Origin of the sequence: Nocardia niigatensis NBRC 100131, from assembly GCF_000308655.1 — a bacterium.
In the GTDB taxonomy this organism is placed as follows: Bacteria; Actinomycetota; Actinomycetes; order Mycobacteriales; family Mycobacteriaceae; genus Nocardia; species Nocardia niigatensis.
Map to the genome: position 1 here is coordinate 156,422 of NZ_BAGC01000040.1, position 15,013 is coordinate 171,434.

Here is a 15,013-nt window from a genome sequence, read left to right on the forward strand (position 1 = left end):
ACGACTCATGCCCGCGATGCTCCGCGCACACGCTGGTGACCGTCAGTACCGGTAGGCCGTACAACGATCCGGAGCGATCCGTCCGCTCAGCAGTATGCTGACCTCGGCCCAGGGGGCCGAGCAGCGAAATCTCACCCATCAGGGGTTCCGATCAAAATCGTTGATGGACAACACATCCACCAATCCCGACCGACCGATCCTGCACAAGGCCAGAGTCCGGATCCGGGGGTAGAACTCCCGTCACCGAGAACAGACGGTCCGTCGGGCTCGCTATCGGGGGCGGGCAGTCATCGGTTGCTTTCCCTCTCGATAGGCGTTGTTTCGGCGAGGCGGCGTTTGAGGGCAGCGAGTTCCTGGCGTAGCAGGAAGGGGAGTTTGGTGGCGCCGATTCTGGCGTACCAGTCTCCGATCGACCAGATCTCGGTGGCCCATTCGTCGGGGTCGACCGTCAGTGCCGCGGCGAGTTTCGCATCGTCGAGGTTCAAGCCTTCCAGGTCGAGGGCTTCGGGGATGGGCACGTAGCCGATCGGAGTCGACCGTGCGTCAGCCGTACCGCCCACACGTTGCAGGGCCCATTTCAGGACACGGGCGTTCTCGCCGTACCCGGGCCACAGGAACGCGCCATCGTCGTCGCGGCGGAACCAGTTGACGTAGAAGATCTTCGGCAGCTTGTCCGCCCTTGTCCGGGTGCCGATGTCGAGCCAGTGCTGCAAATAGTCCCCCACGTGGTAACCCAGGAACGGCAACATCGCCATCGGGTCACGGCGCACCACACCGACGGCACCGGTGGCGGCGGCAGTGACTTCCGAGGACAGGGTCGATGCGAGGAATACTCCGTGCCGCCAGTTGAAGGACTCGACAATGAGCGGGATTGTGCTCGCGCGGCGGCCGCCGAAGAAGATCGCCGAAATCGGCACCCCGCGCGGGTCGTCCCACTCGGGAGCGACCGTGGGACACTGCGCGATCGGGGTACAGTATCGCGAATTGGGATGCGCGGCAGAAGCTCCCGAGGCCGGTGTCCAATCCTGACGCCGCCAGTCGGTGAGATGGACCGGCGGCTGATCGGTCAATCCCTCCCACCAGACATCGCTGTCATCGGTAAGCGCCGTGTTGGTGAAGATCGAATTGCCGGCGGCGACTGTCGCGATCACGTTCGGGTCGGTGCGGGGACCGACGCCCGGTGCGAGGCCGAAGAATCCGGCTTCGGGATTGACGGCGAAAAGGCGGCCGTCCGCACCGAAACGCATCCAGGCGATGTCGTCGCCGATAGTTTCCGCGGTCCATCCCGGCAGTGCGGGTTCGAGCATGGCCAGACTCGTCTTCCCACACGAGGACGGGAACGCCGCCGCGATGTAGTGCACCTGCTTATCAGGGGCGGTCAGCTTCAGGATGAGCATATGCTCGGCCAGCCAGCCTTCCTGGCGGGCCATGGTGGAGGCGAGACGCAGCGACAGGCACTCCCTGCCCAGCAGCGCATTGCCGCCATAGCTCCAGATCATGCGCTCCTCGGGGAAGTGCGAAATGTACCTGGTGCGATCACACGGCCATGCCACATCGGGTTGCCCCGGATGCAGGGGCGCGCCGGCCGAATGCAGACAGCGAACGAACTCGGTGCCTGGTGTGAGCCGCTCCCAGACGGGCGCCCCGGAGCGTGTCATGATGCGCATCGAGACGGCGACGTATTCCGAATCCGTGATCTGCACGCCATATTTCGGCTCGGCGGCATCGAGCGGGCCCATGCAGAACGCGATCACATACATGGTGCGCCCGGTCATGGCGCCGCGGTATTCCTCGGTCATCACGATCTTCATGTCGACCGGATCCATCCAGTTGTTCGCCGGCCCGGCGTCGGCCTTGGCGTGTGAACAGACGAAGGTGCGGTCCTCGACCCGTGCAACATCCTCGGGATCGGACGTGCACCAGAACGAATTGGGCTTGCCATGCAACCGCACGAAGGTGTCCTTCTCCACGAGAAGCCCGGTCAGCGTGCGCCATTCGTCATCGGACCCGTTGCACCACACCACCCGATCGGGCGTGGCGACAGCGGCAACGCCCTCGACCCAATCGGTGATCGCGGAATGGCGAGTGGGAGCCGAATTCAGCCCCGCGATGGTGAAGGCGGTCAAAGAGCTTCTCTCCTTTGCCATGGCTCGGCGAGATGAGTGGACGGGCTTGGGAAATGGGCGCTAGCCGGACGAGGCCGAGAGCGTTCCGCTCACCTGCTGCGCGACGGCCGAGGTCAGAAGTCGATCGTGTGGATCAGGCAGTGACCGACCCGCTGAAGTGGAGAGTGCGATCGCCCGGGCAGCCGCGGTCAGAGCGTCGACCTGCAGCACCGGGCATCCGTGCCCGCACAACGCGCTCAGTAGACCCGGGAGCGCCAAGGCAGCCAGGTCGAATGGTTCTGCCGGCAGCGTCAAGGTGCTTTCCGGGGCCGCCAGCGAGGACACCGTGCCGGTGAGGTCGATCACCACATCCTGGTGAGACATCAACTGGCGCAACGGAAGCGTGGAGATCGTACGCTGGCGGAAACTGGTGACGGTTCCCACGCCGACGCCGCTCAACACCTGCGCGAGGTGTGGCGCGCTATCGACGCCGGTCACCATCACCCGCCCCAGTCCAGGTCGAATCCCGCGGGCGCGCAGCTTCGCTACGGCGGCAGCGGCGAGTGCGACGGTGACGAGATCGAGTTCCGTCACGACCAGCGGGCCTCCCGCCGCAGTCACCTCGGCCTGCATGTCCATCGATTCAGCCGCCCGCAGCCCGGTGACGAACACCGCCGTAACCTGCTCTCGAAGCGCCATGACCTGTGTGGCCACCGCCGCGATGTGACGATCGGCGCGTGGGATCACCACCGCGCGCAACGCGGTGCGCCCGTTGATCAGCGCCGCGTAGTCCTCCATCACCTCCCGCCGTGAGCGCGCCGTCCGATCGCCCCGACCGCGACCGGATGGCTTCCAAACGCCCACTACACCGACATCGACCCGAGCCGAACCCGGGGAGCCGGGCACGGCCGCGCCTTCGCCGGCAGCGGAATCAGCGGTCACCGTGGGTGCAGATCCAATCTACTAAGGTATTTATTTTAGAAACTATGCAATCAGTATTCCAATCTTAGCAAGTCATGGACCGATCGGGATCAACCGCTCAGTGGAAGAGGCCGAGTCAACCGGGCAGCGCTGTGTCACTCATCAGGACGGTGTCCAGTGCCTGCCGGGTCAGAAGGCGAGGAAGGACATGCTTCTCCATCGAGACCCATCCGGCCACCATCGAACCGATGGTCAGCGACGAGAAGAACCACCTCGTCGCAGCCCTCCATCAAGCCGACCATGCACGAACCAGTCCCACATCATGCGGAGAATCGACAGAGGCTTACCCCAACGAGCGAGCGGGCTGGTTGGAATAAGCCTCTTGTGGTGGTTCCAACAATGATCAACCCGAACCACCCGACGGCGGAGGGACCGAAACTATGGGTCGATCCGGTGGGCACGCGCCGGGCAAAATCTCGATCCGGCGATGGTTGACGGACTCCCCGGCCGGTAGATGTTGGTGATGTACAATCGCTTGTACATAACCAACATGGACGGAGGCTTGCCATGACAGTCACGCAGATCGACCTCGACGACGACGCTCTACAGCGCGCGATGGCTCTATCGAAAGCAAAAACGAAGAAGGACGCGGTGAACCTTGCCCTGCGGTTCTACGCGGAGAAGCAGGAGCGTGCCGCCCGCATCGCCCAGCACTTCGAGCGAGCACGGCATTGGGGAGCGATCGACGACGCTGCTCGTCGGCACGAGGAGGAAAAGGCTCGGTGATCTACCTGCTCGACACCTCGGCCCTGGTTCGACTGCTGTCGAACGAGAAATTGCAGCATACGTGGTTCGACGCGATAGATGCCGAAGCCATCGGCTCATGCTTTCCACAACGTGCGGAGTTCCTGTACAGCGCTCGAGATCGAACCGAATACGACGAAATTGCTGAGATGTTCTCCGACCTGTACCCCGACGTCACAGTTCCCAAGCATGCCGATCGATGGGTTGCAGCAACGCAGTATCGGATGTCTCGGGCAGGCGAACATCGCAGCGCCTCAGCAATCGATCTCATCATCGCCGCGACTGCCGCGCACCACGGGTTGACTGTCCTGCACGACGACAACGACTTCGCGACCGTCGCACGCCACGCACCCGAGTTGCGGCAGCACAACATTCACGACATCGCCTGAACACCCTGGCTGCTCGTCCCGGCCGACAGGTGTCCGGTGGTCCGGACGAACCACCCCACCGCCCACGGACCACAATTTTGGATCAGGCCGGTTGGCACGCGCAGCGCGTCATCAAGGGATTGACCTGTGGCTTCGCCCGACGCTTCGGCGACGGCTGCGGGTGTGCGGGCCTTGATGCAGCTCGGATTGGACCCGCTGCCCGATCACTGTCTTCGATTCACCAGATTTGCGCTGTCGCACCAAGGCCGATAGCGGCGAGTCCACGAATTTGGCCGCTTCGGCGGGGATATTCTCCCGCAGGGACTCGATCTGCCTGCTTGGCTTACCAGCGACGAGGTCGCTGCGGGCTCGTCTGCGATCGCCGTGACCGAGCTGAGCCCCGGCGAGTTGATCGAGCTGATCAGGGCCGCGGCGGAACAATTGCAGCGGCAGATGCTGCCGGAACCCGATGACCAGCAAGACGGTCAGGGATTCCAACAGCGTCGCAAAAAGGCATGGAAGGGTTGGGTGTGACCACCGAGTCGATCGGCTACCTGCTGTTGAGCGCCGTGTCCGCGACGGTTGCCGGCCCGCGGGCCTCGCAATGGCATGACCGACCGGAATCGCGGACGGTCACCGTCGTGTCGGCGCTGTTCTCGGCGGGATACCTGCTGGCAAATCCACGGCTGCGCGGATTTCTCGCCAGCGACGCAGCCGCTGAGCACCATCTGGCCAACTGGGCCAACGTAGTCGGAGATTCGCTGGCGACTGCGGCCAGCGTGTGCCTGATCGCGAATATCGCTCGGGCGTGGGGGGTTTCAGCGGTCCCGGATATGGGTCATGGGCCTGTCGGTGGCGGGGTGGTTTGCGATGGTGCTGCAGTGGCAGACATCGCCGACTGACCGCGGCTGTATCGGCGCGTGGCGTACGCGATGGCACGGGTAGCTTTTTCGGAATCGCCTACGGCGTCGTGCGATTCATGAATGTGTTCGGAGGTTCTGCGCGACTGCGAGATCAGTTCAGCCCCTGGCTGATAAGCCTCGCGTTGATCCTGTACACGATGGCAGGATTGTTCAGGTACCTGATGACACGCCGCTCTGTCACCGCTGAGCATTCTGTGGCATGACCTGACAAGCTCGTCCCGGGTACGCAGGCGATGGCCCCCTCAGATACCTGCCGCACCGACGATATTTCGGCTACACGCGGTCGAGGGTTGAAGCGGTTCGGGTTGATAGTAATTCGCAGCGAAGCCGCAGGCCCTCTGGCCCGCGGCTTCGCCTTGTTGTGGTTCTAGCTGGGATCGAACCAGCGACCCCTCGCGTGTGAAGCGAGTGCTCTCCCGCTGAGCTATAGAACCAGGCCTGCCGCCGAAGCGGCTGTCCGGCTCGGGGTTTCCCGCCGCGCCGGTGAGAGAACCATAGCGCGTCCAGCCGGTGTCACACCAAATCGGGTGCGGCAGACTGATGTCCATACCGCGCGTGCCCGCGGCGACGCACTGCGACTGCTGGCCCTGCCGACAGACTTCGGCCCGGTCGGCAGTACTCATGGCTCCGGCAGCGGCGGGGAGGGGGTGAAGACGACGGGTAGCGCGGTCAGGGCCCGGTGGAATGGGCCTGGCCGCCAGGACAATTCGTGCGCCGGGACCGCCAGTCGGACTTCTGGGAGCGCGTCGAGCAATTGGTCGACGGCCTCCTGGGCGATCAGGTAGGCCAGCGAGCTGGCGGGGCAGGCGTGCGGGCCCGCACCCCAGGCGAGGTGGGAGCGGTTGCCGGTGAACTGGCCGGTGCGGATCGCCGGGTCGGTGTTGCACGCCGCCATGCTGATGACGACCGGCTGATGCGCGGGCAGCCAGTAGTCGTCGATGAGCACGTCCCGGGGCGGGAAGCTGATGCAGAAGTTCGCCATCGGCGGATCGTCGAACAGCACCTCGTCGAGGGCGTCGCGGGTGGACAGGCTGCCGCCCAGGGCACTGCTGCCGAACCGGTCGTCCACCAGGAGCAGCAGCAGCGTATTGACGATCAGATTCTGCTGCGGTTCGATGCCCGCCCCGTAAAGGGTGGCCAGCTGGTGCACCATCTCGGTGTCGCTCAGCCCGGTCGGGTGGTGCAGCATGCGGGTGGTGACGTCGTCGCCGGGGTGTGCCCGTTTGTGCAGCGCCAGTTGCAGCAGGGCGTCCGCGAGCAGCTTGTTGCCGTGTTCCGCGCCGACGCCCTCGAAGATGGCGCGGAACCCCTCGGCCGCCTGCCCCGCGATGTCGACCGGACAGCCGAGCAGCTGGTTGAGCACCCGGAAGGCCAGCGGAAACGCGAAGTCGCGCACCAGATCCGCCGATCCGGACGCGCAGAACGAATTGATCAGCGACACCGTGACCCGCTCCACGGTGCCCTGCAGCCGATACCGATCGATCCCGGCCAGCCCCGCGGTACTGGTCTGCCGATACCGCGCGTGGTCGATCCCCGAGCTGCGCAGGGCATTCGGCCGCCACTGCATCATCGGCAGCACCGGGCAGTCGGCGGGAACCCCGGCCTGCCACGATCGCGGATCGGCCGGGAACCGGTCCGGATCGTTGAGAATCCTTACCGCCGTGCGATATCCGATCACCAGCGTGGCCGGGATTCCCGGCGCGAGTTCCACCGGAGCCATCGCCCCGAACTTCTCCCGCATCTCGCGATAGGCCCGATGCGGGTCCGCCGCGAACTCCGGGGTGTACATCGGCACCCGCGCACCGACGGCATCGACCTGCTCGGCGTGCCGGCCGGCAGCCGACCGCACTGACTCTGACATCGAACCCATTCCACGCGGCGCCCGACACTCCCCCGCTGCCGACCACCGCACATCCCGGACGCGGAAACGGCAACCCTACCGACGTCGGCGCTCCCGCGCAGGCCTATCGCCTCGTTTCCTCCCACGAGACCGAGCGAGCGGTCAGGCGACGGCGTCGGCCCAGGCCTCGGGCAGCGCCGTACAGGACACGTCGGCGATGTCGCGCAGCCGTTCGGAGGGAGTTCCCAAGCGGCTCAACTGGATCAGGCCCTGGGCCACCACGATGATATTGCCGCTGATGGCCGACAGGTCGGCGCCATCGCTGCCCGGCGTGCGTCGCAGGCGCTCGGCGACAGCCTGTTCCATGGCCGTCGTGGTCCGGGTGCCGATGGCGGCGACTTCGGGAATCCGGACACCGAGCTGGGCGATGCTGTTGATCATCAGGCAGCCCCGCCGATCCGGGTAGGCGGCGCAGTCGTCGACCACGGCCTGCAGGAGAACCCGCACGGCCGTGCGCGCCGAGCCCGGCGCTCCGAGGACGGTATCGCGGATGAACCGGGCACGCCGTTCGCAGTAACGCTCGAAGGCGGCCAGGAAAAGCCCGCGCTTGCTGCCGAACGCACCATAGATGCTGCCGTTGCCGACGCCGGTCGCCTGGGAGACATCCTCGACCGAGGTGCTGTCGAAGCCCTTCGACCAGAACAGTTCGGTCGCGGCGTCGAGCAGATCCGCTTCGTTGAACTGTCTGGGCCTGGCCATGCCGTCACCGTACCAATCGAACTGCGACATCACCCACATCGCTTGTTCTGGAGCCGCGCCTCCATAATACTGGTTGACATGTCCAACACTCTCCGTGGTGTGCCCGTCCGACGCATGGGCATCCTGCTCTTCGACGGCGTCAAGACGCTCGACTTCGTAGGTCCCGCAGAGGTTTTCGTAGAGGCCAATCAGCGCGTCGCGGGGTACGAGCTGGTCCTGCTGTCGGCCGACGGGAAACCGGTGCAGACCTCCATCGGCACCCGAATCGAGGTGCACGCGGCCGCGGCCGATGCGGGGCGTTTGGACACGGTCATCGTGCCGGGCAGCGAGCTACCGCCCGCGAAATTCGTGACGCCCGAGCTGCTCTCGGCGGCCCGGCAGCTGTCGTACAACACGCGGCGGCTGGCCAGTATCTGCAGCGGTGCCGTCGTGCTGGCACAGCTGGGTCTGTTCGACGGCCGGCGCGCGACCACGCACTGGAAGTTCGCGGCTGATCTGACCCGGCGATTCCCGGCGATCAAGGTCGACGCGGACGCGATCTTCGTGCGTGACGGCAACCTGTACAGCTCGGCCGGGGTGGCGGCGGGAATCGATCTCGCACTGGCCCTGGTCGAGGAGGATCACGGCGCCGATGCCGCCCGGCAGGTCGCGCAGTTGCTGGTGGTCTACATGCAGCGGGCCGGTGGGCAGTCCCAATTCTCGGCATCACTGGCCGGTCCCGCGCCGCGCAGTCCGCTGATCCGCAAGGTGGTCGATGCGATCTGCGCCGATCCGGCCTTCCCGCACACGGTGCAGACGCTGGCGGCCCATGCCCAGGTCAGCGCCCGTCATCTGACGCGCCTGTTCCGCGCGGAGCTGGAACGCTCACCCGCCGAATACGTGGCCTTCATCCGCTTCGGGGTGGCACGGGACCTGCTGCACGCCGGGTGCGGCGTCACAGAAGCCGCCATGGCCGCGGGCTACGGCACCAGCGAGGCCCTGCGGCGCGCTTTCATTGCGCGGCTGGGCATCTCGCCCCGCAAGTACCAGCAGCGATTCCGGTCGACCGGGGCGACCGCGGCGCTGGAGCCGATGCCCGCCGTGTCCTGATCGGAGGCTTTCACGGCCGGTTGAGCGGGGCGCGCAGCGGGTTGCCGGGATGAAACTGGATGTGAGGCAGGGCGGTTCATCGCTGTTGCCGCCGCGGCCCGACCGCACCACTTCATCGACCATCCGAGCACGAAGGACATCCGCAATGACGGCAAACCCGTTGGGTATCTCGCTGGAACCGGCCGCGCAGCAGTTCGTCGAGGCCACCGCCAATCCGCCCTACCTGTACCAGCTGCCGCCCGAGGAGGGGCGCAAAGCCGTTGACTCGGTGCAGGATTCGCCGATCTTCAAGCCGGAGGTCGACGAGGAGTGGGTCACGGTCGAGGGCGGCCCGACCGGTTCGGTGCGGGCTCGGATCGTCAAGCCGCAGGGCGCCACCGGGCCGCTGCCGGTGATCATCTACACGCACGGCGCCGGTTGGGTGTTCGGTGACGCGCACACCCATGACCGCCTGGTGCGCGATCTCGCCGTCGGCGCGCACGCCGCCGTCGTGTTCCCGGAGTACGACCGCTCCCCCGAGGTGCGGTACCCGGTGGCCAATGAGCAGTCATATCGGGTCGCGCAGTGGGTTGGCGCCCTGGGCGCCGAGAAGGGGCTGGATGCGTCGCGGATCGCCATCGCGGGCGACTCGGTCGGCGGCAACATGGCCATCGCGCTGACCCTCATGGCCAAGGAGCGCGGCGACGTGTCGTTCGTGCAGCAGGTGTTGTTCTACCCGGTCACCGACGCCAATTTCGACACCGAGTCGTACGAGAAGTTCGCGGAGGGCTATTTCCTGACCCGCGAGGGGATGCGCTGGTTCTGGGACCAGTACACCACCAGCGCGGAGGATCGCGCCCAGATCACCGCTTCCCCACTGCGTGCCACCACCGAGCAACTGACCAGCCTCCCGCCGGCGCTGGTCATCACCGCCGAGAACGATGTGCTGCGCGACGAGGGCGAGGCCTTCGCCGGCAAGCTGCGCGCCGCCGGAGTGCCGGTGACCCAGGTGCGCTACGGCGGCATCATCCACGACTTCGTCATGGTCAACGCCATGCACGACACCAATGCGGCCACAGCGGCTGTGGCCCAGGCCGTTTCGGTCCTGAAGTCCGCCCTGTACCCGGCCTGACCCGCCCGCACCCCCGCACTCGAAGGACCCAGTTCGTGACAACTCCCACCATCGTGCTCGTGCACGGCGCGTTCGCCGACTCCGCCAGTTGGAACGACGTCATCGAGCAGCTTCGCGGCCAGGGCTTTCCCGTCCTCGCCGCGGCGAACCCGCTGCGGGGTCTCGACTCCGACGCCGCCTACCTCGCCTCGGTGCTGGACACCGTCGAGGGCCCGATAGTCCTGGTCGGCCACTCGTACGGCGGCAGCGTGATCTCGGTCGCCGCCGCCGCGAAATCCGCTGTGACAGCGCTGGTTTACATCGCGGCCTTCATTCCGGCCGAGGGCGAGTCCGCCTTGGAACTCACCGACAGGTTCCCCGGTTCGACGCTGGGCCCGACCACACGTCCCGCGCCGTACCCGTTGCCCGACGGCAGCACCGGCACGGAACTGTACATCCGTCAGGACGAGTACCCACAGCAATTCGCCGCCGACGTCCCGGCCCCGACCGCGGAGCTGATGGCGATCACCCAGCGTCCGGTCGCCCTCGACGCCCTGCAGCAACCCGCGACCGCCGCGGCCTGGCGGGCGATCCCGTCCTACGCGCTGCTCACCACCGCGGACAAGAACATTCCGATCGAGGCCCAGCGCTTCATGGCCGAGCGCGCCGGCTCCCACACGGTGGAGGTCGCGGCCTCCCACGCGGTGTCCGTCTCCCGGCCGACCGCGGTCGCCGATCTGATCGCGACCGCAGCGAAGTCCTCACACCGCTGAATCCCGCGTTTCGCCACAACGGCAACGGCCGGTTCATCGCGCTAGGCGATGAACCGGCCGTTCGAGTGGTTCTAGCTGGGCGTTATTCCAAATGCGCTGACCTGCAGGAACTCGAAACCACCCGCGACTGCAGCGCACAGCTCGCGACGCGCTTCGGCACCTCCGAAACCGCGGTCCTGTCTCTGCTGAACAAAGTTGCCACAAAACGCTTCCGGTCGATTCCCACGGACGACATCGACAACGTCGAACGGCCCCCGCTCATTCTCGGACTTGCTGACCTGTGGTGACAATCGGCAGCGGCGCGGCGGCTGCGGGAATGGAGGGCCGATACACACATCTGGTGCCGGTGTAGATGGTGGTCATGCATTCGTTGCAATGGATACACGCTGACCGAATTGATGCTTCGGATTGGATGCGGTGCAGCAGATTCGGTTCGCGCAACAGCGCTCGCCCCATTGCGACGAAGTCGAAGCCTTCCGTCATGGCCAGCCGCATGGTATCGAGGTTCGTGATGCCACCCACGAGGATCAGTGGCATCGTCAACTCTCGCCGGAAGTGACGAGCCCGCTCGAGTAGGTACGCATCCTGGTACGGGTAGTCCCTCAGGAACCATCGGCCGATCGCCCGAAACCCCCAACGCGCAGGGACGGTAAGCACTTTCGCGAACGACCGCCGCGGCGCGTCCCCGTGGAAGTACAGCATCGGATTCAACAGCGAACTGCCCGCGGTCAATTCCAGCGCGTCCAAGGCGCCGTCGGCTTCGAGCCACGCGGCCACCTGCAGCGACTCCGGGATGGTCAACCCGCCCCGGAAGCCGTCCTCCATATTCAGTTTCGCGGTCACCGCCACCCGATCGCTCACGGCTTCCCGCACTGCCAGCGCGATCTCGCGGGCGAGCCGCGCCCGGTTCTGCTCGGACCCGCCGTAGCGGTCGGTGCGCCGGTTCAACAGTGGGCTCAGGAACGAGCTGACCAGATAGTTGTGGCCGAAATGGATTTCGATCGCATCGAATCCTGATTCCTCGACGAGACGCGCGGCCGTGGCGTGGGCCGTGACAAGTTCACGGATCTCGTGCTCGGTCGGCACGGTCATAGGTTTCATTCCCAACGGGCTGAACATGGGGCTCGGTGCGAGCGTGGGCGACCGGTTGGAGGCCCCATTGGCTACGGGACCCGCGTGCCCGATCTGCGCGCTGACGGCCGCCCCTTCTGCGTGGACCGCATGGGTCAACCGCCGCAGACCGGGGACGGCCTCGGGACGCATCCAAATCTGGTGCCGGTCGGTGCGACCACCGGGCGCGACTGCACAGTAGGCGACGGTTGTCATTCCGACCCCGCCGGCCGCCACCTCGCTGTGGAAGGCGATCAGATCGTCGGTCACGAGCGCGTCAGGGGTCCGACCTTCGAAGGTCGCTGCTTTGATCACCCTGTTGCGCAATGTCAATGGGCCGAGCTTGGCCGGTGTGAACACCATGCTCGTTTCGGTGTCGGTCATCTCTTCTCTTTCGACAAAGTGTTCGATTCGGCCGCCGAGAACTCACGTAACGCGGCGAACGCCGCCTGAGACGTCTCCTGCTCACGCGACCGACCCCAGGTTGACAACGCGAGCTTCTCTGTCATGGGATCAGCCAGCCATGGCCTCAATCAACGATTCAATCAGTGATTGAATCAATGTAACAGGGAGCCCGGACCCCTGTCCCCGAGTTGCGCATCGACGCCTGGAGAACGGAACTCGAGCCCCCTAGCGCCGCCTGCGTCGCGTCCGAGAGCCGGATCCGAGCGAGCCTCGGGGCACGATGGTCGCCACGGTCGCCAGCGCTGACGCCTGATTCGTGGCCGGGACAAAGATTCACATCCAGAGCAGCCCACGCATGGGACACCGAACATGCGAAAGCCGGGGACGACCGTCAAGCGGTCGTCCCCGGTCCCTTCTCGACTGCTGACTCCTCATTCCCCGGGCAGTGCGGCGGCGGCATGCCTCGCCGCGATATACCCGAAGACCAATCCCTGACCGATGGTGGCACCGGCACCGGGATAGGCGGTGCCGAAGGCATTCGCCGCAGTGTTACCGATCGCGTAGAGGCCTTCGATGACGCTGCCATCTTCCCGCAGTACCCGTGCGCTCTCGTCGGCGACCACACCGCCGCAGGTGCCCAAGTCGCTGAGAATCATCTTGACCGCGTAATACGGCGCTTTGCTCAGTGGCGCCAGGTTGGGGTTCGGTGTCACGGTGGGGTCGCCGTAATAGCGGTCGTAGGCGCTCTGGCCACGCGAGAACTCCGGATCCGTACCGGTTTCGGCGTAGCGGTTCATGTTCTGCAAGGTCTTCGTGAACACGTCCACCGGCACGCCGATCGCCCGCGCCAGCGCGGCGGGATCGTCGGCACGATGTGCGATACCCGCCTCGAACCACGCGCGGGGCAGGGGCTGACGCGGAAAGCACTGCGCGGCAAGGATGTAGTTGTCGCGGTAGCGCTGATCGAACACCAGCCACATCTGCTCGGCCGGATCGCCCTGGCGCTCCCGTTCGAGCAGCGCCTGCCCGAAGGACATGTAGTCGACGGCCTCGTTGACGAAACGCCGACCGGTCTGGTCGACCACGAACGATCCCGGTAGCGAGCGTTCCGCGAGCATCACCGGAGGGGCCCCATCGGGCAGTGGGGCGAAGGCAGGGAACCACCATGCTTGATCCATCAGAGCGGTCCCGGCTCCCAATTCCTGTGCGGCAGTGATGGCGTCGCCGGTGTTGCCTTCACAACCGAGGCTGGCGTCGTCGTCCAAGCGCGGAGACTGGAATTTGTGGCGGGCCGTCATGTCGTGGTCGAAGCCGCCCGCCGCCAGCACGACGCCGCGGCGTACGGTCACGGTGACCTCGCGCTCGCCTTGGCGCAGCACCGCGCCGGTGACTCGGCCTTCGTCGTGGAGGAGCCGGACCAGACCGGTCTCGGTCCACACCGGAATACCGGCCCGCAGTACACCCGCGAACAGGCCGGCCGCCAGAGCCTGTCCTCCGGCCACGTATTCACGCCCGATCAACATGCCGCCGATTCCCAGCGCCGCGCGCCGCAGGATGCGTGACAACGCCTTCACCGGCTTACGCGCGATCAGATTCATCCACTTGTAGTCGGCGCCGGTGACCGGCATCGGCACCGGGGCTTCCATCACGCCGGCGCGCAGCAGCGGGCGCTGCGCGCCCAGCACCGAGGCATCGAACGGGCGGCACTCGCAGGTGCGCCCTTCGGCGCGCCCGCCGGGCTCCTCCGGGTGATAGTCGGAATAGCCTCGCGCCCAGAAGAACCGCATGGGTGTGGTTCGCTCCAGCATCGAGACCGTGGCCGCGCCTGCCGAGAGGAACGCCCGCCCGCGCTCGGGCGGAGCCGAGTCGCCCACCACCGACCGGATGTAGGTTCCCGCCTCCGCGAGGGCGGCAGGATCGCTGTCCGGGAGGCTGGAATTTCCCGGAATCCAGAACGCGCCGCCGGACCGCGCGGTCGATCCGCCGATAAAGGCGGTCTTCTCTACGATCACGCTCGACAGGCCGAGCTCGTGGGCCGTCAGCGCGGCGGCCATGCCGGTGCCGGAACCGATCACGAGCAGATCGACGCTTACCTCGTGGGCGGTCACGAGCGGAGGCATCCGCTTCTTCGCCATGATTCGAAACTCCGCTCGCAACGTGGGACAGATCGCACGAAGATAGATTCGATCGAATTGCGGTGGAGCGTGGCGTTCCATTCAGCGGGAGGTTCTGTTCGAATTCCACTGAGCGGTAAAGCCTTCCATCACATGCCTACATACCTGGTTAGTGTCAGCGCATGAGCAGCACATGGAGTAGGGAAGAATTGGAATCGGCGTTCCAGACGTGGCGTACGACCGTGGACCGGGCCGCCTCGGGAGAAGGCAGCTGGCGTGAATTCGTCAACCTGTTCACACCCGACGCCGAATACCACGAGCAGATGGTCGGCGTATTGAAGGGCACCGACGCCATCTGGGCATGGGTGGAACCCACCCTGGCGCACTTTCCCGGCGCTGCGATGACGTCGTTCCCCGATTACTGGCACCTGATCGACGATCTCAACGGCGTCATCGTGGTCAAATTGAACAATCTGATGCGCGATCCGGGTGACGGCTCGCAGCTGGGTGCCGACAACATCAGCATCCTCACCTACGCGGGAGACGGGAAATTCTCCAAGGAAGAGGACATCTACGATCCGGCCGAGTTCGCTCAGCTGATTCCGACATGGTGTCGACGGGCCATGGAACTCGGCACCCTGAGCGAGGCCGAACTCGAATGGTGCACGCAAATGCTACTGCCCGAAATCGGTTCGGCCCCATAACATCAGCG

At 65.7% G+C, this 15,013-nt stretch carries 14 protein-coding genes and 1 tRNA gene; 8 read left to right on the top strand and 7 right to left on the bottom strand.

Annotated elements, in window-relative coordinates; translation table 11 throughout:
- Positions 1-287 precede the first annotated feature (287 nt).
- Together ON33_RS13475 and ON33_RS13480 are read right to left on the bottom strand one after the other, a co-directional pair.
- On the bottom strand, positions 288-2,126 hold the full coding sequence (locus tag ON33_RS13475) for a phosphoenolpyruvate carboxykinase (GTP) (protein WP_040858850.1): 1,839 nt from the start codon (positions 2,124-2,126) through the stop codon (positions 288-290).
- Between the two features lie 60 nt (positions 2,127-2,186).
- Positions 2,187-2,903, bottom strand: a complete 717-nt coding sequence (locus ON33_RS13480; protein WP_051152049.1) for a hypothetical protein — start codon at positions 2,901-2,903, stop codon at positions 2,187-2,189.
- A gap of 690 nt (positions 2,904-3,593) precedes the next feature.
- Between ON33_RS13480 and ON33_RS13485 the strand changes: the two genes are divergently transcribed.
- From ON33_RS13485 to ON33_RS13495, 4 genes are all read left to right on the top strand, one after another.
- Positions 3,594-3,812 (top strand): type II toxin-antitoxin system VapB family antitoxin, encoded by a 219-nt coding sequence (locus ON33_RS13485; RefSeq protein WP_040858851.1) that lies wholly within the window; start codon positions 3,594-3,596, stop codon positions 3,810-3,812.
- A complete protein-coding gene (locus ON33_RS13490) occupies positions 3,809-4,219 on the top strand; it encodes a PIN domain-containing protein (protein ID WP_040858852.1) in 411 nt (136 codons plus the stop codon). Before ON33_RS13485 ends, ON33_RS13490 begins: the two co-directional genes overlap by 4 nt.
- A 363-nt stretch (positions 4,220-4,582) precedes the next feature.
- Positions 4,583-4,732: a hypothetical protein gene (locus tag ON33_RS41185; RefSeq protein ID WP_157184521.1), complete on the top strand. Its 150-nt coding sequence runs from the start codon at positions 4,583-4,585 to the stop codon at positions 4,730-4,732.
- The gene (locus ON33_RS13495; RefSeq protein ID WP_040858853.1) at positions 4,729-5,100 is read left to right on the top strand and encodes a hypothetical protein; all 372 of its coding nucleotides are present in this window, start codon (positions 4,729-4,731) and stop codon (positions 5,098-5,100) included. The genes ON33_RS41185 and ON33_RS13495 overlap by 4 nt, the downstream gene beginning before the upstream one ends.
- A 383-nt stretch (positions 5,101-5,483) precedes the next feature.
- On the opposite strand, the gene ON33_RS13500 is transcribed toward ON33_RS13495, so the two are convergent.
- The 3 genes from ON33_RS13500 to ON33_RS13510 all read right to left on the bottom strand — a co-directional run bounded on the left by ON33_RS13500 (position 5,484) and on the right by ON33_RS13510 (position 7,720).
- A tRNA-Val gene (locus ON33_RS13500) sits at positions 5,484-5,555 on the bottom strand.
- A 185-nt stretch (positions 5,556-5,740) separates the two neighbouring features.
- Positions 5,741-6,982, bottom strand: a complete 1,242-nt coding sequence (locus tag ON33_RS13505) for a cytochrome P450 family protein (protein WP_040859195.1) — start codon at positions 6,980-6,982, stop codon at positions 5,741-5,743.
- 141 nt (positions 6,983-7,123) lie between these two features.
- Positions 7,124-7,720: a TetR/AcrR family transcriptional regulator gene (locus tag ON33_RS13510; RefSeq protein ID WP_157184522.1), complete on the bottom strand. Its 597-nt coding sequence runs from the start codon at positions 7,718-7,720 to the stop codon at positions 7,124-7,126.
- A 78-nt stretch (positions 7,721-7,798) separates the two neighbouring features.
- On the opposite strand from ON33_RS13510, the gene ON33_RS13515 reads away from it, so the two are divergent.
- The 3 genes from ON33_RS13515 (at position 7,799) to ON33_RS13525 (ending at position 10,672) form a co-directional block, all read left to right on the top strand.
- A complete protein-coding gene (locus ON33_RS13515) occupies positions 7,799-8,809 on the top strand; it encodes a GlxA family transcriptional regulator (RefSeq protein WP_040858854.1) in 1,011 nt (336 codons plus the stop codon).
- A gap of 145 nt (positions 8,810-8,954) precedes the next feature.
- Positions 8,955-9,920 (top strand): alpha/beta hydrolase, encoded by a 966-nt coding sequence (locus ON33_RS13520; RefSeq protein WP_040858855.1) that lies wholly within the window; start codon positions 8,955-8,957, stop codon positions 9,918-9,920.
- A gap of 35 nt (positions 9,921-9,955) precedes the next feature.
- Positions 9,956-10,672 carry an alpha/beta fold hydrolase gene (locus ON33_RS13525; protein WP_040858856.1) on the top strand — a complete coding sequence of 239 codons (717 nt, stop codon included), beginning with the start codon at positions 9,956-9,958 and terminating at the stop codon, positions 10,670-10,672.
- Between the two features lie 258 nt (positions 10,673-10,930).
- Here the strand turns inward: ON33_RS13525 and ON33_RS13530 are convergent, their stop codons facing one another.
- Together ON33_RS13530 and ON33_RS13535 are read right to left on the bottom strand one after the other, a co-directional pair.
- Positions 10,931-12,166 (bottom strand): NADH:flavin oxidoreductase, encoded by a 1,236-nt coding sequence (locus ON33_RS13530; RefSeq protein WP_083868927.1) that lies wholly within the window; start codon positions 12,164-12,166, stop codon positions 10,931-10,933.
- Positions 12,167-12,618: 452 nt separating this feature from the next.
- Positions 12,619-14,322, bottom strand: coding sequence for a 3-ketosteroid-delta-1-dehydrogenase (locus tag ON33_RS13535; protein WP_040858857.1), 1,704 nt, complete (start codon positions 14,320-14,322; stop codon positions 12,619-12,621).
- Between the two features lie 161 nt (positions 14,323-14,483).
- On the opposite strand from ON33_RS13535, the gene ON33_RS13540 reads away from it, so the two are divergent.
- Positions 14,484-15,005 (top strand): nuclear transport factor 2 family protein, encoded by a 522-nt coding sequence (locus tag ON33_RS13540; protein WP_040858858.1) that lies wholly within the window; start codon positions 14,484-14,486, stop codon positions 15,003-15,005.
- Positions 15,006-15,013 lie beyond the last annotated feature (8 nt).

Bases quoted from the DNA above. Each gene is read 5' to 3' on its own strand.
- ON33_RS13515 (WP_040858854.1), top strand. From the start codon at position 7,799: ATGTCCAACACTCTCCGTGGTGTGCCCGTCCGACGCATGGGCATCCTG.
- ON33_RS13505 (WP_040859195.1), bottom strand. From the start codon at position 6,982: ATGTCAGAGTCAGTGCGGTCGGCTGCCGGCCGGCACGCCGAGCAGGTC.
- ON33_RS13540 (WP_040858858.1), top strand. From the start codon at position 14,484: ATGAGCAGCACATGGAGTAGGGAAGAATTGGAATCGGCGTTCCAGACG.
- ON33_RS13520 (WP_040858855.1), top strand. From the start codon at position 8,955: ATGACGGCAAACCCGTTGGGTATCTCGCTGGAACCGGCCGCGCAGCAG.
- ON33_RS13535 (WP_040858857.1), bottom strand. From the start codon at position 14,322: ATGGCGAAGAAGCGGATGCCTCCGCTCGTGACCGCCCACGAGGTAAGC.
- ON33_RS13510 (WP_157184522.1), bottom strand. From the start codon at position 7,720: ATGGCCAGGCCCAGACAGTTCAACGAAGCGGATCTGCTCGACGCCGCG.
- ON33_RS13480 (WP_051152049.1), bottom strand. From the start codon at position 2,903: ATGGAGGACTACGCGGCGCTGATCAACGGGCGCACCGCGTTGCGCGCG.
- ON33_RS13530 (WP_083868927.1), bottom strand. From the start codon at position 12,166: ATGACCGACACCGAAACGAGCATGGTGTTCACACCGGCCAAGCTCGGC.
- ON33_RS13485 (WP_040858851.1), top strand. From the start codon at position 3,594: ATGACAGTCACGCAGATCGACCTCGACGACGACGCTCTACAGCGCGCG.